General features: G+C 62.3%; 15 protein-coding genes. 8 read left to right on the forward strand and 7 right to left on the reverse strand.

The window, feature by feature from the left end:
* Positions 1–136: 136 nt before the first annotated feature.
* The 7 genes from JKL48_RS11210 (at position 137) to trpS (ending at position 7,073) form a co-directional block, all read left to right on the forward strand.
* The gene (locus tag JKL48_RS11210) at positions 137–1,975 is read left to right on the forward strand and encodes a glycosyltransferase (protein ID WP_201982440.1); all 1,839 of its coding nucleotides are present in this window, start codon (positions 137–139) and stop codon (positions 1,973–1,975) included.
* A gap of 118 nt (positions 1,976–2,093) precedes the next feature.
* Positions 2,094–2,963, forward strand: a complete 870-nt coding sequence (locus tag JKL48_RS11215; protein ID WP_201982442.1) for a DUF4198 domain-containing protein — start codon at positions 2,094–2,096, stop codon at positions 2,961–2,963.
* A 70-nt stretch (positions 2,964–3,033) separates the two neighbouring features.
* Entirely contained in the window at positions 3,034–3,408 is a 375-nt protein-coding gene (locus JKL48_RS11220; protein WP_046246220.1) for an STAS domain-containing protein, read from the forward strand.
* A 161-nt stretch (positions 3,409–3,569) separates the two neighbouring features.
* Positions 3,570–4,481, forward strand: coding sequence for a ribonuclease Z (locus tag JKL48_RS11225; protein WP_201982444.1), 912 nt, complete (start codon positions 3,570–3,572; stop codon positions 4,479–4,481).
* 141 nt (positions 4,482–4,622) lie between these two features.
* Positions 4,623–5,369, forward strand: a complete 747-nt coding sequence (locus tag JKL48_RS11230; protein ID WP_201982445.1) for a queuosine precursor transporter — start codon at positions 4,623–4,625, stop codon at positions 5,367–5,369.
* Positions 5,370–5,433: 64 nt separating this feature from the next.
* Positions 5,434–6,012 (forward strand): hypothetical protein, encoded by a 579-nt coding sequence (locus JKL48_RS11235; RefSeq protein WP_201982446.1) that lies wholly within the window; start codon positions 5,434–5,436, stop codon positions 6,010–6,012.
* An 86-nt stretch (positions 6,013–6,098) separates the two neighbouring features.
* On the forward strand, positions 6,099–7,073 hold the full coding sequence (gene trpS / locus JKL48_RS11240; RefSeq protein WP_201982447.1) for a tryptophan--tRNA ligase: 975 nt from the start codon (positions 6,099–6,101) through the stop codon (positions 7,071–7,073).
* A gap of 81 nt (positions 7,074–7,154) precedes the next feature.
* Here trpS and JKL48_RS11245 read toward each other — a convergent pair whose 3' ends face one another.
* The 5 genes from JKL48_RS11245 to JKL48_RS11265 all read right to left on the reverse strand — a co-directional run bounded on the left by JKL48_RS11245 (position 7,155) and on the right by JKL48_RS11265 (position 11,242).
* A complete protein-coding gene (locus tag JKL48_RS11245; protein ID WP_236668732.1) occupies positions 7,155–8,075 on the reverse strand; it encodes a hypothetical protein in 921 nt (306 codons plus the stop codon).
* A gap of 138 nt (positions 8,076–8,213) precedes the next feature.
* A complete protein-coding gene (locus JKL48_RS11250; protein ID WP_201982448.1) occupies positions 8,214–9,383 on the reverse strand; it encodes a CaiB/BaiF CoA transferase family protein in 1,170 nt (389 codons plus the stop codon).
* Between the two features lie 51 nt (positions 9,384–9,434).
* A complete protein-coding gene (locus JKL48_RS11255) occupies positions 9,435–10,124 on the reverse strand; it encodes an ATP-binding cassette domain-containing protein (RefSeq protein ID WP_201982450.1) in 690 nt (229 codons plus the stop codon).
* Positions 10,121–10,453, reverse strand: a complete 333-nt coding sequence (locus JKL48_RS11260) for a hypothetical protein (RefSeq protein WP_201982452.1) — start codon at positions 10,451–10,453, stop codon at positions 10,121–10,123. Before JKL48_RS11260 ends, JKL48_RS11255 begins: the two co-directional genes overlap by 4 nt.
* A 42-nt stretch (positions 10,454–10,495) precedes the next feature.
* Positions 10,496–11,242 carry a methyltransferase domain-containing protein gene (locus tag JKL48_RS11265; RefSeq protein ID WP_201982454.1) on the reverse strand — a complete coding sequence of 249 codons (747 nt, stop codon included), beginning with the start codon at positions 11,240–11,242 and terminating at the stop codon, positions 10,496–10,498.
* A gap of 259 nt (positions 11,243–11,501) precedes the next feature.
* Between JKL48_RS11265 and JKL48_RS11270 the strand changes: the two genes are divergently transcribed.
* The gene (locus JKL48_RS11270) at positions 11,502–13,226 is read left to right on the forward strand and encodes a DEAD/DEAH box helicase (RefSeq protein ID WP_317191925.1); all 1,725 of its coding nucleotides are present in this window, start codon (positions 11,502–11,504) and stop codon (positions 13,224–13,226) included.
* 55 nt (positions 13,227–13,281) lie between these two features.
* Here JKL48_RS11270 and JKL48_RS11275 read toward each other — a convergent pair whose 3' ends face one another.
* Together JKL48_RS11275 and JKL48_RS11280 are read right to left on the reverse strand one after the other, a co-directional pair.
* Positions 13,282–13,884 (reverse strand): hypothetical protein, encoded by a 603-nt coding sequence (locus JKL48_RS11275; RefSeq protein ID WP_201982456.1) that lies wholly within the window; start codon positions 13,882–13,884, stop codon positions 13,282–13,284.
* Positions 13,885–13,922: 38 nt separating this feature from the next.
* Positions 13,923–14,822 carry a 1,4-dihydroxy-2-naphthoate polyprenyltransferase gene (locus tag JKL48_RS11280; protein ID WP_201982457.1) on the reverse strand — a complete coding sequence of 300 codons (900 nt, stop codon included), beginning with the start codon at positions 14,820–14,822 and terminating at the stop codon, positions 13,923–13,925.
* Between the last annotated feature and the right edge of the window lie 37 nt (positions 14,823–14,859).

Here is a 14,859-nt window from a genome sequence, read left to right on the forward strand (position 1 = left end):
GTGCTGGCGAAGTTTTGGCGGACCAAGGCACTTCTGCGTAAACAAGCCCGAAAAAAGGGCGCTGGCCGTGGTATTTAACACCCCCTGCGCTTACCTTTCGCCGCGTTCAAACTTCGCCTCTTCTCTTCCCACCCGTATGCAGTCCTTGCCCCACGTCCCCGAAGCCCTGTTTCCCAACGCCTTGCTGGTGGAAGTTGCCTGGGAGGTCTGCAACCAGGTGGGGGGCATCTACACCGTTATCCGGAGCAAAGTGCCGGCCACCGTGCCCGCCTGGGGCGACCGGTACTGCCTGCTGGGCCCCTACTTCCCCAGCATGGCCCAGGGCGAGTTTGAGCCCTTCGATGAGCTAACGGTGCACACCGGCGCCGACCCGTTTGTGGCCGCCGTGCGCATCATGCGGGCCCAGGGCTACGACGTGCAGATTGGCACCTGGCTCATCACCGGCCGGCCGCGCGTGGTGCTCATCAACCCTTTCCAGGCCTACAACGAACTCCCCCGGCACAAAGCCGAGCTCTGGCAGCGCCACGGTATTCCCTCGCCCGACAACGACGATTTGCTGCACCAAGTCATTGCTTTCGGGCACCTCACCACGGTTTTCTTCCAGCATGTGGCCAGCCAGCGGGCCGAGGGCCAGCGCCTGCTGGGCCACTTTCACGAGTGGATGACCGGCGTGTCCATCCCGGAACTGCGCCGCCTGCAAGTGCCTGTGCACCTGCTCTTCACTACCCACGCCACCCTGCTGGGCCGCTACCTGGCCATGAACGACCCGGCTTTCTACGACCACCTGATGTGGGTAAACTGGGAAAACGAGGCCAAGCATTTTAACATCGAGTCGGCGGTGAAGATGGAACGGGCCGCCGCCCACGGCAGCCACGTCTTCACGACGGTGAGCGAGCTGACCGTGCGCGAGTGCATCTACTTGCTGGACCGGATTCCGGACGCGGTGCTGCCCAACGGCCTCAACATCGAGCGCTTCGTGGCCCTGCACGAGTTCCAGAACCTGCACCAGCAGTACAAGGCCAAGATTCACGAGTTCGTGATGGCGCACTTCTTCCAGTCGTATGCCTTCGACCTAGACAAGACGCTGTACTTCTTTACCTCGGGCCGCTACGAGTACCACAACAAAGGCTTCGACCTGACCCTCGAAGCCCTGGCCCGCCTCAACTACCGCCTCCAGCAGAGCGGCATGGAGGGCCAGGTGGTGATGTTTTTCATCACCAAGCGGCCCTTCACCAGCATCAACCCGCAGGTGCTGGAGCGCCGCGCCATGCTGGACGAAGTGCACGAAACCTGCCTCGCCATTGAGCGGCAAGTGGGCGAACGGCTGTTCTACGCCGCCGCTTCCAGTCCCGACCACAAGCTGCCCGAGCTGGGCGCCATGGTGGACGACTACTGGAAGCTGCGCTACCGCCGCCAGCTGCAAAGCTGGAAAACCAACGCCCTGCCTCCCGTCGTCACCCACAACCTGGCGAACGATGCCGACGACGACATCCTGAACTTCATGCGCCAGGCCAACCTGCTCAACCACAAGCACGACCGGGTGAAAATGGTGTACCACCCCGATTTTGTGTCGCCGGCCTCGCCCCTGCTGGGCATGGAGTACGGGCAGTTTGTGCGCGGCTGCCACCTGGGCGTGTTTCCGAGCTATTACGAGCCCTGGGGCTACACCCCGCTCGAATGCGTGGCCCGCGGCGTGCCCGCCATCACCTCCGACCTCTCGGGCTTCGGCGACTACGTGCTCGAAACCATTCCGGACCCCGAGCAGAAAGGCATTTTTGTGGTACACCGCCAGGAAAAATCCTTCGACGAGTCGGCCGACGAGCTCACCGAAATGCTCTGGCAATTCGTGCAGCTCAACCGCCGCGACCGCATCATGCAGCGCAACGCCGTGGAAAGCTCCGCCGAGCTGTTCGACTGGAAAAACCTGCGCGTGCACTACGACCGGGCCTACGCGCTGGCGCTGGAACGGCAGTAGTTGCTCAGCGAACCTGCGCGTCTCTTCTACGTCCTCTGCGGCAACTTCCGTTGAACGACATCACCGCTGAGGACGCAGAAGAGACGCGCAGGTTCGCTGAGCCCCATTCCAACTGGATATGCAGAAGATACTAGCCATAGCCGCGCTTATATCCTTGGTTACCACCGCCCTCGCCCACGAGTTCTGGCTTGAAGCCCCGTCTTTCCACGTCCATCCTGGCCAAACGGTGAACGTGCACACCTTCATTGGGGCCGACTTTAAGGGCGAACCCTGGACCACCAAGGCCACCAAAATCCAGCGCCTGGTGCGGTACGGCCCTACGCCAACCGACAGCACCAACCTCACCCCCAGCAGCCCGGCCGAAACCGACACTTTCCGCACAGCCTTCACCTTCGTGCAGCCGGGCACCCACGTCGTGCTGCTGCGCTCCACCAACTCCTTCATCGAGCTGCCCGCCGCGCAATTCACCGCCTACCTGCGCGAAGAAGGCCTCGACTACGCCCTGAAGTTGCGCCAGGAGCGGGATGAGATGGACAAACCCGGCCGCGAAACTTACCGGCGCTGCGCCAAAACGCTGGTGCAGGTGGGCGAAGCGGCCGCTACTGCCCCGGTCACTGACAGCGCCTGCCGCCGCGTGTACGGCCTGCCGCTGGAGCTAGTGCCCGAGCAAAACCCCTACCGGCTGGGCACCGACAAAGCCCTGACTGTGCGCGTACTGCGCGCCGGCAAGCCCGCCTTTGGGACGGCCGTGCAGGTGTGGCAGCGGCAGCCTAGCGGCTTGCCTACCACCCATTACACCACCCGCGCCAACCAAAACGGGCGAATCTTGTTACGCTTGTCCGGACCGGGGCCCTACCTGCTGGCTGCGGTGGATATGAGCACGGCCCCGGCCAAGCTCCGCGACCGCGCCGACTGGCAATCGACCTGGGCTTCGCTCACTTTTGCCGGGCCGCCCGCTGCCGCTCTGCACACGCCGGCAAAACATTGACCAGCTTCACCCAAAATTTTGGGTTTTTTCTTTACCTTCGCCGTTCCCTTACCCTCCTCGCTTACGCTGTATGAAGTACACGATTGATAAAAAAGAAAGCTACACCATCATCACGATTGAGGAAAAGAAGCTCGATACCACTGTCGCGCCCGACCTCAAATCGGAGTTCGTGAAGCTGAACGCTGAAGGCATTAACAACCTGATACTGGACCTCACCAACGTGAAGTACACCGATTCGTCGGGCCTCAGCTCCATCCTCATTGCGAACCGCCTGTGCAATTCCACCGGTGGCCTGCTGGTGCTCACCGGCCTGCAAGACCACGTCCTCAAACTCATCACCATCAGCAAGCTCGAATCGGTGCTGCACATTCTGCCCACGGTGGAAGAAGGCATCGACCGCGTGTTTCTGCACGCCATCGAGCGCGACCTGACGGACAAAGAGTAGGTTTTTTTAGCTTCTAGCTATTGGCTGTTAGCTGTTAGCCTTCTTCTCAGGAGCGCAACAGTTGGCAGCCAATTTCATTTTGCCGTTTCGCCGCGCTTGGCTTGTCCTTTATTTCACCTTAAAAAAGCTAACAGCCAGCAGCTAATAGCGAACAGCTACTTGTGACTTTTGAGCTGAAAATTCTGGGCTCGGCCTCGGCCACCCCCACCGCCGGGCGCCACCCCACGGCGCAGGTGCTCACGGTGGGCTCGTCTAACTACCTCATTGACTGCGGCGAAGGCACGCAGTGGCAGATGCTGGAGTACCGCGTGCGGCCTCATCACATGCGGGCCATTTTCATTTCGCACCTGCACGGCGACCATTATTTTGGGCTGTTTGGGCTGTTGGGCACCATGCACTTGCAAGGCCGCACCCAGCCGCTGTGCATCATTGGCCCGCCGGGCCTCGATGAGGTACTGGTGACCCAGGCGCGGGTTTCGAGCATGCAGCTCGGGTTTGCCATGACCTTTGTAGTTGTCGATACGGAAGCGCACGCCGCGGTGTATGAAGACGAGAACGTAACGGTGGCGTCGTTGCCCATGCGCCACCGCATTCCGTGCGCCGGCTACCTGTTTGCCGAAAAGCCGCGCCGCGCCAACCTGCTGAAGGAAAAGCTGCCCCCCGGCCTCTCGCCCGCGCAGCTAGCCCGCCTGGCCCAGGGCGAAGACCTCGAAGCCGACGACCAGACGCCCGCCGTGCGCCACGCCGATGTATCGGTTCCGGCCCCGCCGCCCCGCCGCTACGCCTTCTTCTCCGACACCCTCTACACGCCAGGCCTCGCCAGCCTCATCCACGGCGCCGACTTGCTGTACCACGAGGCCACTTTCCTGGAAGAACTGCGCGACCGCGCCGCCCAAACCCACCACAGCACCGCCCGCCAGGCCGCCCAACTAGCGCACGATGCCGACGTGAAACGGCTCTTGCTGGGCCACTTCTCCAGCCGCTACAAGGCCCTGGACCCGCTGTTGAGCGAAGCGCAGGCCGTATTTCCTACCGCCGAGCTGGCCACTGAGGGCTTGGTGGTGAGCTTGTAATAACCAAACCCCATCGTTCCCCTCCTCTCATCCTGAGCACGGCAAACGCCCTTGTCGAGATAGAAACCAAGTCGGCTTGACGTAGTAATAGGTCCCTCGCTGCGCTCAGGATGACAGCGTACCTTGGTAACCCATTTTTTCATGAACACCTTCGCCAGCAAAAAACAACAGCTCTACCTCGTTCTCAGCGGTATTTTTCTGGTTAACGCGCTGCTGGCCGAAATCATTGGCGTCAAGATTTTTTCGGCGGATAAGTTGATGGGACTGCCCGGCAGCCTCACGGCGGGTGTGCTCATCTGGCCGGTGGTGTTTGTGACCACGGACATCATCAACGAGTATTTTGGCAAGGAGGGCGTGCTGCGCATCAGCTACCTCACGGTGGTGCTCATTCTGTTTGCTTTTGGCGTTATCTACCTCACCACTAAGCTACCCCCAGCCGATTTTTGGCTTGACGTGAACAAGACCGATAACCTGGGCCGGCCGTTCAACATCGATTTTGCCTACCAGAGTATTTTCCGGCAGGGCCTGGGCATCATCACGGGCTCCATTGTGGCGTTTGCGGTGGGGCAGGTGCTCGATGCCACCATTTTTGCAGCCATTCGCCGGGCCACGGGCGGGCGCTTGGTGTGGCTCCGCGCCACGGGCTCTACGCTGATTTCGCAATTGGTCGACTCGTTCGTGGTGCTTTACGTGGCGTTTTACCTGTTCGGCAACTGGACTTTCGACCAGGTTATCGCGGTGGCCAACACCAATTACTGGTACAAATTTGCGGCGGCTGTTTTGCTGACGCCCGTGCTTTACCTGGCCCACTTTCTGATTGACAAGTACTTGGGACAGGAAGAAACCAGCGAGTTGCAAGTGGAAGCCGCCGAAAACGTGAGTGTGTGAATTCGCACGCGGGCAATGGGGTTCTGGCCCCATGAGCGTTCGATTTTTTTTAGTAGTAGCCGGAATGGCTGTGGGGCCCGGCATTGCGCAGGCGCAATTTGCCTTTGCCCCCGGCACCTACGAATTGGCCAACGGCAGCAAAGGCAGCGCCCAGCTGAAGCTGGTGCTGGCCGAAGGCGGCAGCCCCGCCACGGTGGTGGGCAGCAAAAACGGCCGCGAGCGCACGTTTCGCAGCCCCGAGCTGCCGGTTTTCACCATTGATACCCACCGTTTTGTACGAGCGAATGACTTCCGGCTGCTCAGTGGCACCGATGCCGAATCCAAGGACCCGGCTTGGCTCGAAATCCTGGAAACCGGTTCGGTCGAGCTCTACTTTTACTATTATCAGGTCGAGATGGGGCCCAATTTTAAGGCGCACGTGAAGCTGCCGGTGCTGCGCAAGCCCGGAACCAGCACGTACTTTGCGTATAGTCCCGGCCGCACGCCGGGGTTCGACCAAAAATTAGCGCCCGGCACCTTTGTGGCGGCGCTCTTTCCGGCCGACCCGGTGCTGCAACGGCAATTTGCTACCAACGCCGTGAGCCGGGCTCAGCTCGCGGCCGTCGTGCATGCTTACAACCAAGGCGTGCGCTTAACCCCTTAATTTGGTTGGCAGTCATCATTGCTCGCGGTAATTCAACCAGCTACACGAACAACTGACAACTGGCAACTGGCAACTAAACTCTCTGCATGTCCCGCATTCTTACCGGCATCCAAAGCACCGGCCGCCCGCACCTGGGCAACCTGCTCGGCGCCATCCTCCCGGCCATCGAGCTGTCGAAAAATCCGGCCAACGACACGCTGTATTTCATCGCCGACCTGCACTCGCTCACCACCGTGCGCGACCCCGCGCTGCTGCGTGCCAACACCTACGCCGTGGCCGCCGCGTGGCTGGCCTGCGGCTTCGACACCGAAAAAAACCTGTTCTACCGGCAGTCCGACGTGCCGCAGGTCACCGAGCTGACGTGGTACCTGAGCTGCTTCACGCCCTACCCGATGCTGGCCAATGCGCACAGCTTCAAGGATAAAAGCGACAAGCTGTCGGACGTGAACGCCGGCCTCTTCACCTACCCCGTGCTGATGGCGGCCGACATCCTGCTCTACGACGCCGACATCGTGCCAGTGGGCAAAGACCAGATTCAGCACCTCGAAATAGCCCGCGACATCGCCCAGGCCTTCAATACCCGCTACGGCGACACGCTGGTGCCGCCCCAGGCCCGCGTCGATGCCGAACTCATGACCATTCCCGGCACCGACGGGGCCAAGATGAGCAAGAGCTACGGCAACATCATCGACGTATTCGCCCCCGAAAAGGAGTTGCTGAAAGCCGTAAAAAGCATTATTTCGGACAGCACACCGCTGGAAGCACCCAAAAACCCGGATACGGACGTCACCTTCAAGCTGTATTCGCTGCTGGCTACGCCCGCCGAGACGGCCACCATGCGCCAGCACTACGAAGCCGGCGGCTACGGCTACGGACACGCCAAAAAGGAGCTGTACGAGCTGATTCTGCGCCGCTTTGCCACCGAGCGGGAGCTGTTCGACTTCTATCTGGCAAACCTGCCGGAGCTGGACGCCAAGCTCGCCATTGGGGCCAGGCGCGCGCAGGAATACGGCGCCGGCGTGCTGGCCAAAGTGCGCCAGAAGGTGGGCTACGGACGGTAGTTTTTGCACAGCGTGAAAAGAGGGACAGAAGTTTGAACGGCTCCGTCAAGCTTCTGTCCCTCTTTTCACGCCGTGCAAAAACTAAAAGGTTTGCTGCTGCTGCGCCGAGAAGCTGAAGCCAACCTTGCTGCCGCGGCTGACTTGCTGATTTTCGAGCTTTTGCTTGACGCTGATTTTCTGAATTTCGGGGAGCAGCGGGGCAATGAGGTCGTTATTGACGGCCGCAATCATGGCGCTTTCCACGAAAAGGCGCATGGCATTGGGCGTAATGATGTTGTCGGACATGTCGTTGTCGGGGAGCTCCAGCTGCTGCACCCCCTCGAGGAAGTAGTGGTTTTCGATGTTGACCAGCAGACGGCCCACCAGGTAACCGGGGTCGTTCAGGCGCTGGTATTTGATGCTGTCGGCCATGAAGTTATAGGCCATGATGTGGCCAAAGAAGCGGCGGCGAAAATCCGCCTCCACGTACTTGCTGGGCATGGGGCCGTACTCGTCGGGGAAGGTGACGATGTTGGAGTGCATGACGAACACCAGCAAATCGCCCGAAAAGCGAATGTGAAACTCCATGTCGTTGATGGAGCGGTACTCAATCACCACGCTCGAATCGAGGGGCGTGAGGCGGCGCGTAAGCTCCACCACCAACTCCTGCGACACCAGCCGCAGGCAATCGAATGCGGCCTGGGTGTTGCGGTAAATGGCCTGCTTGGCGGTGGATTTTTGTTTGAGGCCTTCAAAAATCTGGTCGAGCCGGTCGGGCGGAGCTTCTACCGGCGAGCCGGCTTCGGCGGTGGGATGGTCGTTGGTGGCCGTGGCCCCGCTGTGGCTGGTGTCGGGGGCCGCGGGCTTCTTATCCGGGAGGCGGTCGGCGTCGGCCTTGCGGGCTTTGGCGCCCCGTTTTTTGGGCGGGACGGGCGTTACCAGCTGCTCAGCAGCACCGGCGGGCGTTTCGGATGGAGCAAATAGCTCCGGCTCCGCGTTTTTTGTGGTGGGTGACTTGGCCATACGAGAAGGAAATGGCGCCCCGCAGAGTGGGAGGCGGAATGAAAAGCAACCACGGCAACTGCTGCCCCGATTCCACGGCTGCTCTTGGTAGGTACGAAAGCAAGCGGGCGCATAGTTGCAGAGCTGGCCGAGCTTTTCTTATTCGGTGGGCCTTGCCTCCCTCGCCCCAGCACCCAGCGCCGGCGGCGCACTCAGCCCGGCCGCCACCGCCCACGCCGGGCTGCGAAACGCCACCGTGCGCAGGCCGGCCCGCCCGCCATCCCGGCCCGGGAGCAGCATGCCCGCGGCCGCCGGCTGGCTCAGTGCCTCCCCCACCGAGCGCACGGCCCCGGCCGGCACGGCCCGGCGCTCCAGCTCGGCGAGCAGCGCGTCGCCATCCAAGGTGGCAATCTGCTGCGTGAGCAGCGCCTCCAGCTCGGCGCGGTGCGCCACGCGGGCCGTATTGGTGGCAAAGCGCGCATCAATTGCCCATTCGGGCCGGCCCAGGGCCGCGCACAGCTGCCGGAACTGGCCATCGGAGCCCACGGCCAGCACCAGCTGGCGGCCATTGGCCGCGCGGTACACGGTGCCGTAGGGCACAATGCTGGGGTGGCCCGAGCCCAGCGGCTGCGGGTCGTGGCCCGTAACGAGGTAGCTAGCGGCCTGGTTGGCGAGGGAGGCCAGCGCGCTATCGAGCAAACTTACCTGCACCAGCGCGCCGCGCCCGGTGCGCTCGCGCTGCAACAGGGCCGTGAGCAGGCCTTCCTTCAGCTGGTGCGCGGCCAGCAAATCGACCATGGCCACGGGCATTTTCTGGGGCGGTTGGCCGGGGCCCGCGGCATTGAGATACATAAAGCCGGCTTCGGCCTGCAGCACGGCATCGTAGCCGGCGCGGGCATTGTCGGGGCCGTAGCCAGTGAGGTGGCCGTAGACAAGGCGCGGGCTTTCCTGAGAAAGCGTGGCGTAGTCGGCGCGCAGCTTCTCGGCGTCGCCGGGCTTGTAGCTGGCGAGGATGATATCGGCCTGGGCAGCCAGGCGGTGCAACGCAGCTTGGCCGGCGGCGGTAGTCAGGTCGAGCACGAGGGACTTTTTGCCCCAGTTGGAGGCCGCGAAATAGGCCGAAACCGCCGCCTCTCCGGCGGCCGTAGCGGCTGGTGCGGCGGCGTTTTCGGCGCTGGTTTTCCAGGTACGGGTGACGTCGCCGGCTGGGCTTTCAATTTTTAGAACTTCGGCCCCCAGCTCGGCAAAAAACTGCCCCACCTGCGGGCCAGCCAGCACAGAAGCCAGCTCGAGGATGCGGAGGTGGGCGAAGGGCAGTGAAGAAGGCATACCAAGCAAAATGGAAAGCCGGCAAGCTACGCGCCAACGCGAAGATTTGCGTCAGCTCGCCAGGTAGCCGTAGTCGCGCAGCTGCTCACGCACGTCGCCTTCCAGCGTCAGCAGGCGGCCCTGGTGCAGCAGGTACACCACGTCGCAGATGGGCAGCACCTCAGCGTAGCGGTGGTCGGTGATGAGCAGGCCCTTGCGCTGCTTGAGGCGCTGCATCTCCTCGGCCAGGGTTTCGACGTGTACCGGCATCACGCCCGAAAACGGCTCATCAAACAGCGAAAATGCGGTGTCGGCGTGCAACAGCAGCAGCGCCTGCACCAGCCGCGCCGACCCACCCGACAACTCGCCCAAACGCCGCCCAAACTGCGGCCGCAGCTCCGGGAAGCGGGCCGTGGCAGCTCCAATATCAACCCCCAGCAGCTTGGCGGCCCGGGCCAGCGTCAGCGAGGGCGGTAGCAGCGGCTCCTGCGGCAGGTAGTTCAGCAGGCCCGGCTGCCGGAAGGCGGGCACCACGCGTTGGCCATTCACCCGCACCGAGGCATCGGGCACGGCACGGGCTCCGAAAATGGCTTGGAGCAGCACCGACTTGCCGCTGCCGTTGCGGCCCAGCAGGCCCACAATTTGGCCCGTCTGCACCCGTAGGTAGATGCTGCCCAGCACCTGCCGCTCGCCAAACCCGATGCGAATACCGTCGGCCTCCAGCACCTGCGGGCCGGCCAACTGCTGCCGCGCGCTGCTCATGCCAGCACCGCCCGCACAAGCCAGGCGCCCCCCAGAAACAGCCCGCCATCCAGCGCCACCACACCGGCCCACAGCCGCCGCCGCGATAGGTGCAGGTTGAAATAAAACCAGTACTGCCCCGGCCGCCATTGCTCCGACAGGTACCACACCACCGGCGCGGTGGCCAGCTTGGTGAGCAGCAGCGCGGGCATCACGCCCCCGCTCCTGCCCTCGACTATGGCTGGCAGCAGCACCGCCAGCAAAATCAGCCCCGAAATGCCCCCCATCAACGGCGCCACGCTGCGGTAGAACAAGCCCACGGCGCGCAATTGAGTAGCCAGAATAGTCATCGAAAACGCTTGGTTCGGCGGGTCAACGCGGCGGCCGGCCGTTTAGTCTACCCGGCCGGCCCGGGCAAAAACGGGGAATGTAGCCGGGCGCGCCTGCGGGCCCCACAGCCGCCGCAACTCATCGGCTACCAGGGCCACCATGTCGGCCCCGGCGTGCTGCCGGGCGTAGTTGGCCGTGGCCGACCAGGTGCGCAGATAGTTCAGCATGTCATCCACCGTCCAGTGCTTTACCACGGCGAAGCGGGCGTGCTGCACATCGGCAAACGGAAAGGGCAGGTTGGCGTACTCGTTCTCAATGTGGCGGCGGTTGGCATCCCAATACGGGCCGGAGGTGACGTCGTGAAACGCATCGAGCACCTGGTTCAACTCGGGGGTTTCGAGGCGGCACAGCTGGTAGCCCCACTCGGCCAGTACCGCGCCGGGCCGGGCCACGCGGCGCACCTCGCGGTGGTAGGCCGCGCTGTCGAACCAGTGCACGGCCTGGGCCACGGTGATGAGGTCGAAGCGCTGGTCGGGGAAGGGTGTGTGCTCGGCCGTGGCGCGCTGGTAGTGGATATTGGGGCGCGGCGGCGCTTGGGCCAGCTGGTTTTCGCTGAGGTCGGTGGCATCCACCCGCACGAACGAATCGGCCAGCACGGCCGCCACCTGGCCGTTGCCGGTGGCGCAGTCCCAGGCGCGCTCGCAGCTGGGCACTTGCGGCAGCAGCCAGGCATAGAGCTCGGCGGGATAAGCAATGCGGTAGCGGGCGTAGTCGGCGGCCTGGGTGGAGAAACGGTCGAGGGCGGGCATGGGCGGGTTGATGGGTTAGCGGACAGGACGCCCAAAGAACGTCATGCAGAGCGCAGCGAAGCATCTTGCCCGCAGCAAGTAAACCAATCGGTAGGATTAGTGGTGGCGGGCAAGATGCTTCGCTCTGCATGACGTTCTCTTTGCGCAGTTCCGCCCGTTGTCGCCTCAACCGCCGCCCGCCGTATCTTTACCTCAAATCAAGCGGTTTGCTGGCCCAGGCATCACGGTCAGCCATTTACCCATTTCAATTAGCTGAACCTTGACGTTTCACGAATTCAACCTCCACGACGACCTGCTCGCTGGCATCGACGCCATGAACTACCAGCAGGCCACCCCCATTCAAGAGCAGGCCATCCCCAAAATCATCGAAGGGAAAGACCTGATTGCCTGCGCCCAAACCGGCACCGGCAAAACCGCCGCCTACCTCCTGCCGCTGCTCGACAAGATTTCGCACGCCAAGCACGGCCACACCACCACCCTCATTCTGGTGCCCACGCGCGAGCTGGCCACTCAGATTGACGAGCAGGTGATGGGCTTCGGTTACTACGTGGAAGCCAGCTCGATAGCCATCTACGGCGGCGGCAAATCCGAAAACTGGGAGCAGCAGAAGCGCGCCCTCACGAGCGGGGCCGACATCATCATCGCCACGCCCGGCCGCCTCATCGCGCACCTGCAAATGGGCTACGTGAAGTTCGACCAAATTAAGTACCTGGTGCTCGACGAGGCCGACAAGATGATGGACATGGGCTTCTCAGATGACATCTTCAACATCGTGCGCCAGCTGCCCAAGGAGCGCCAGACACTGCTGTTTTCGGCCACCATGCCGAGCAAAATCCGGGAGTTCTCGCAGCAGATTCTGCATAACCCCGACGAAATTCGGCTGGCCGTATCCAAGCCCGCCGCCGGCATCGACCAGCAGTTTTACATGGCGTACGACCGCCAGAAAATCTACATCCTCGAGCACCTCATCAAAACCCAGGATGTGCAGAGCATGGTGCTTTTCACCAGCCAGAAAGCGGCCGTGGGTGGCATCGTGAAAGCGGTGAACAAGCTCGGCATCGAAGCCCGCGGCATCAGCTCCGACCGCACCCAGGAAGAGCGCGAGGAAATCATGCGCGCCTTCAAAAACAAGCAGTTTCCCATCCTGGTGGCCACCGACGTGCTCAGCCGCGGCATCGACATCGACTCGCTGAGCCACGTGGTGAACTACGATATTCCCCGCGCCGCCGAGGACTACGTGCACCGCATCGGCCGCACGGCGCGCGCCGCCACCAAGGGCACCGCCATCACCTTTATCTCGGACCAGGACCAGGACCGGGTAATCAAAATTGAGCGGCTCATCGAGCGCGAAATTGAGAAGCAGAAAATCACCGAAGAGCTCGGCTTGGGCGAAGCGCCCGAGTTTGACCCCAAGCGCTTTGCTGGCCTGGGTGGTAAAATCGGCGGCCGCCCGGCTCGTGGTGGCCACGGCGGTGGTGGCGGCGGCCGCGACCGCGGCCCGCGCCCCGAAGGCAGTGACCGTGGCCCGCGCCGCGAAGGCAGCGGTGGCGGCGGCCGCGATGGTGGCCGCGACGGCGGCAAGCCCCGCCGCGACGCTCCCGACCCCAAAGACCCCAAGCACCTGGAGCGCCTCGCCGCTGCCAAAAACGCGCTGGCCGCCCTCGATGCCGGCCACGCCCCCAGCGTGCCCTACCAGCGCCCGCCCCGCCCCGAAGGCGAAGAGCGCCGCGACCGGGGCCCCCGCCCCGAGCGCACCTCACGTCCCGAAGGCGAAGCCCGGCCCCCGCGTGAGCCCCGCGCCCCACGGCCCGAAGGCGAGGCCCGCCCGCCCCGCGAACCGCGGCCCGAAGGTGAAGCCCGCGAGCCCCGCGCCGACGGCGAGCGCCGCCGCAGCCGCGGCGGCCGCAACCGCAAGCGCGGGCCCCGGCCGGAGGGTGGTAAGGAGGCTCCGACGGCCACAAGCCCCGCTCCTGCTGCCGAATAAGCGCTAAAGTCAAAAGCCCCGCTGCCAAAGCAGTGGGGCTTTTTTGCACTAATGCCTATCTACTATTTTGCCGGTGTCGATACAGCAAATATTGCATCAGTGGCGAATCGTAGTGGTTCCACGCCCTTGTTTTTTCATCATAGTTTGCTAGCCTAGTCTCTACAAATGCTAGCATCTGTTCAATTGTGATTGGGAACCAACCATCAGGGGGCGTACTGGATGCCATACCCGCAAATATTTTATACAGGCCGACACCATTGAAATTAAATAAATGAGTTTCTCCTAGAGCCAATTCACATTCGCGGAGAATATCATCAGCAATAATTCCTAGCCGCCTCACACAACTCGGCAATCTGCTGCCACTAATTTGTCCAGCCCAATTTTCAGCCCCTTTGACCTCGCAAATAATTCCTATTAATGTACAGTTGCTTCCGTTTAATAATTGCTCCAGTCGTTCGCATAAATCAGAGTTACTTCTAATTCCAACTCCTTCTTTAACATTACTCGGCCTTATTCCAAGCAGGTCATTATCGGCATGATTTGTTCTTTGACCAGTGCCTGACAGATTTTCTGAATGGTGAGAAACATAATTTTCTATCAGAAAGAACCCGTTTAACCTGAAATACCAGTAGGCTATTTCCTCTGCAAAATTTTTCATATTGCTGTATCAAGCAACAAAACCAAGTAATTATATCGTTACCCCAGCACCTGCCCCACGCCAAACAGCACCGTGAACACCAACGTGCTCAGCGCCATTTGCTTGAGCAGCGGGTCAATCTGCATCGATTCCTGCCGCTGCCACACCTGCAGGGCGTTGAACACGAAGAGCGGAACGGCCAGCGCAAACAGCCACTGCCAAGGCGAATGGTACGTGAGGGCCACAAACACCGTAGCGCAGCCTACCCCCAGCACCAGCAGCAGCCAGTGGTAGCGCCGCGCATGCAGCGGCCCCAGCCGCACCGGAATGGTGATTTTACCGGCCAGCACATCGGACTTGATGTCCCGGATATTATTAACGTTCAGCACGGCCGTGGCGAAGCAGCCGAGCGCCGCAGCGGGCAGCAGCACGGGCAGCGGCAGGCTGCGGGCCTGCAAAAAGTAGGTGCCGCACACGCCCACAATACCGAAAAACAGGAACACCGAAATATCGCCCAGCCCGGCGTAACCGTAGGGATTCGAGCCCGCCGTGTAGTTCACCGCCGCCCAGATGGCGGCCAGCCCCAGCGCCAGAAACCCCAGGAACAAGCCCAGCCCCGCCGCTGCGCCCAGCGCCACCCACAGCAGCGCCAGGCCGCTGCCCAGCGCCAGCAGGCCGCAAATCCACATGCCGCGCTTCATCTGGGCGGGCGTGATGGCGCCGCTCTGCACGGCGCGCTGCGGGCCCTCGCGGTGCACGCTGTCGGCACCGTTTTGGGAGTCGCCATAGTCGTTGGCCAAGTTACTGAGAATCTGGAGCAGAACGGTGGTGAGGGCGGCCAGGCCCACAATCAGGCCGTCGAACTGGCCGGCGGCAGCAGCGAGAAACGCACCGGTGAGAATGCTGGCCAGGGCCAGCGGCAGCGTGCGGGGGCGGAAGGCGGATATCCAGGGAGACATGGGCAAAGGGAAAATCAAACAACAAAACAGCACGTCA

Source organism: Hymenobacter rubidus (genome assembly GCF_016734815.1).
Lineage (GTDB): Bacteria > Bacteroidota > Bacteroidia > Cytophagales > Hymenobacteraceae > Hymenobacter > Hymenobacter rubidus.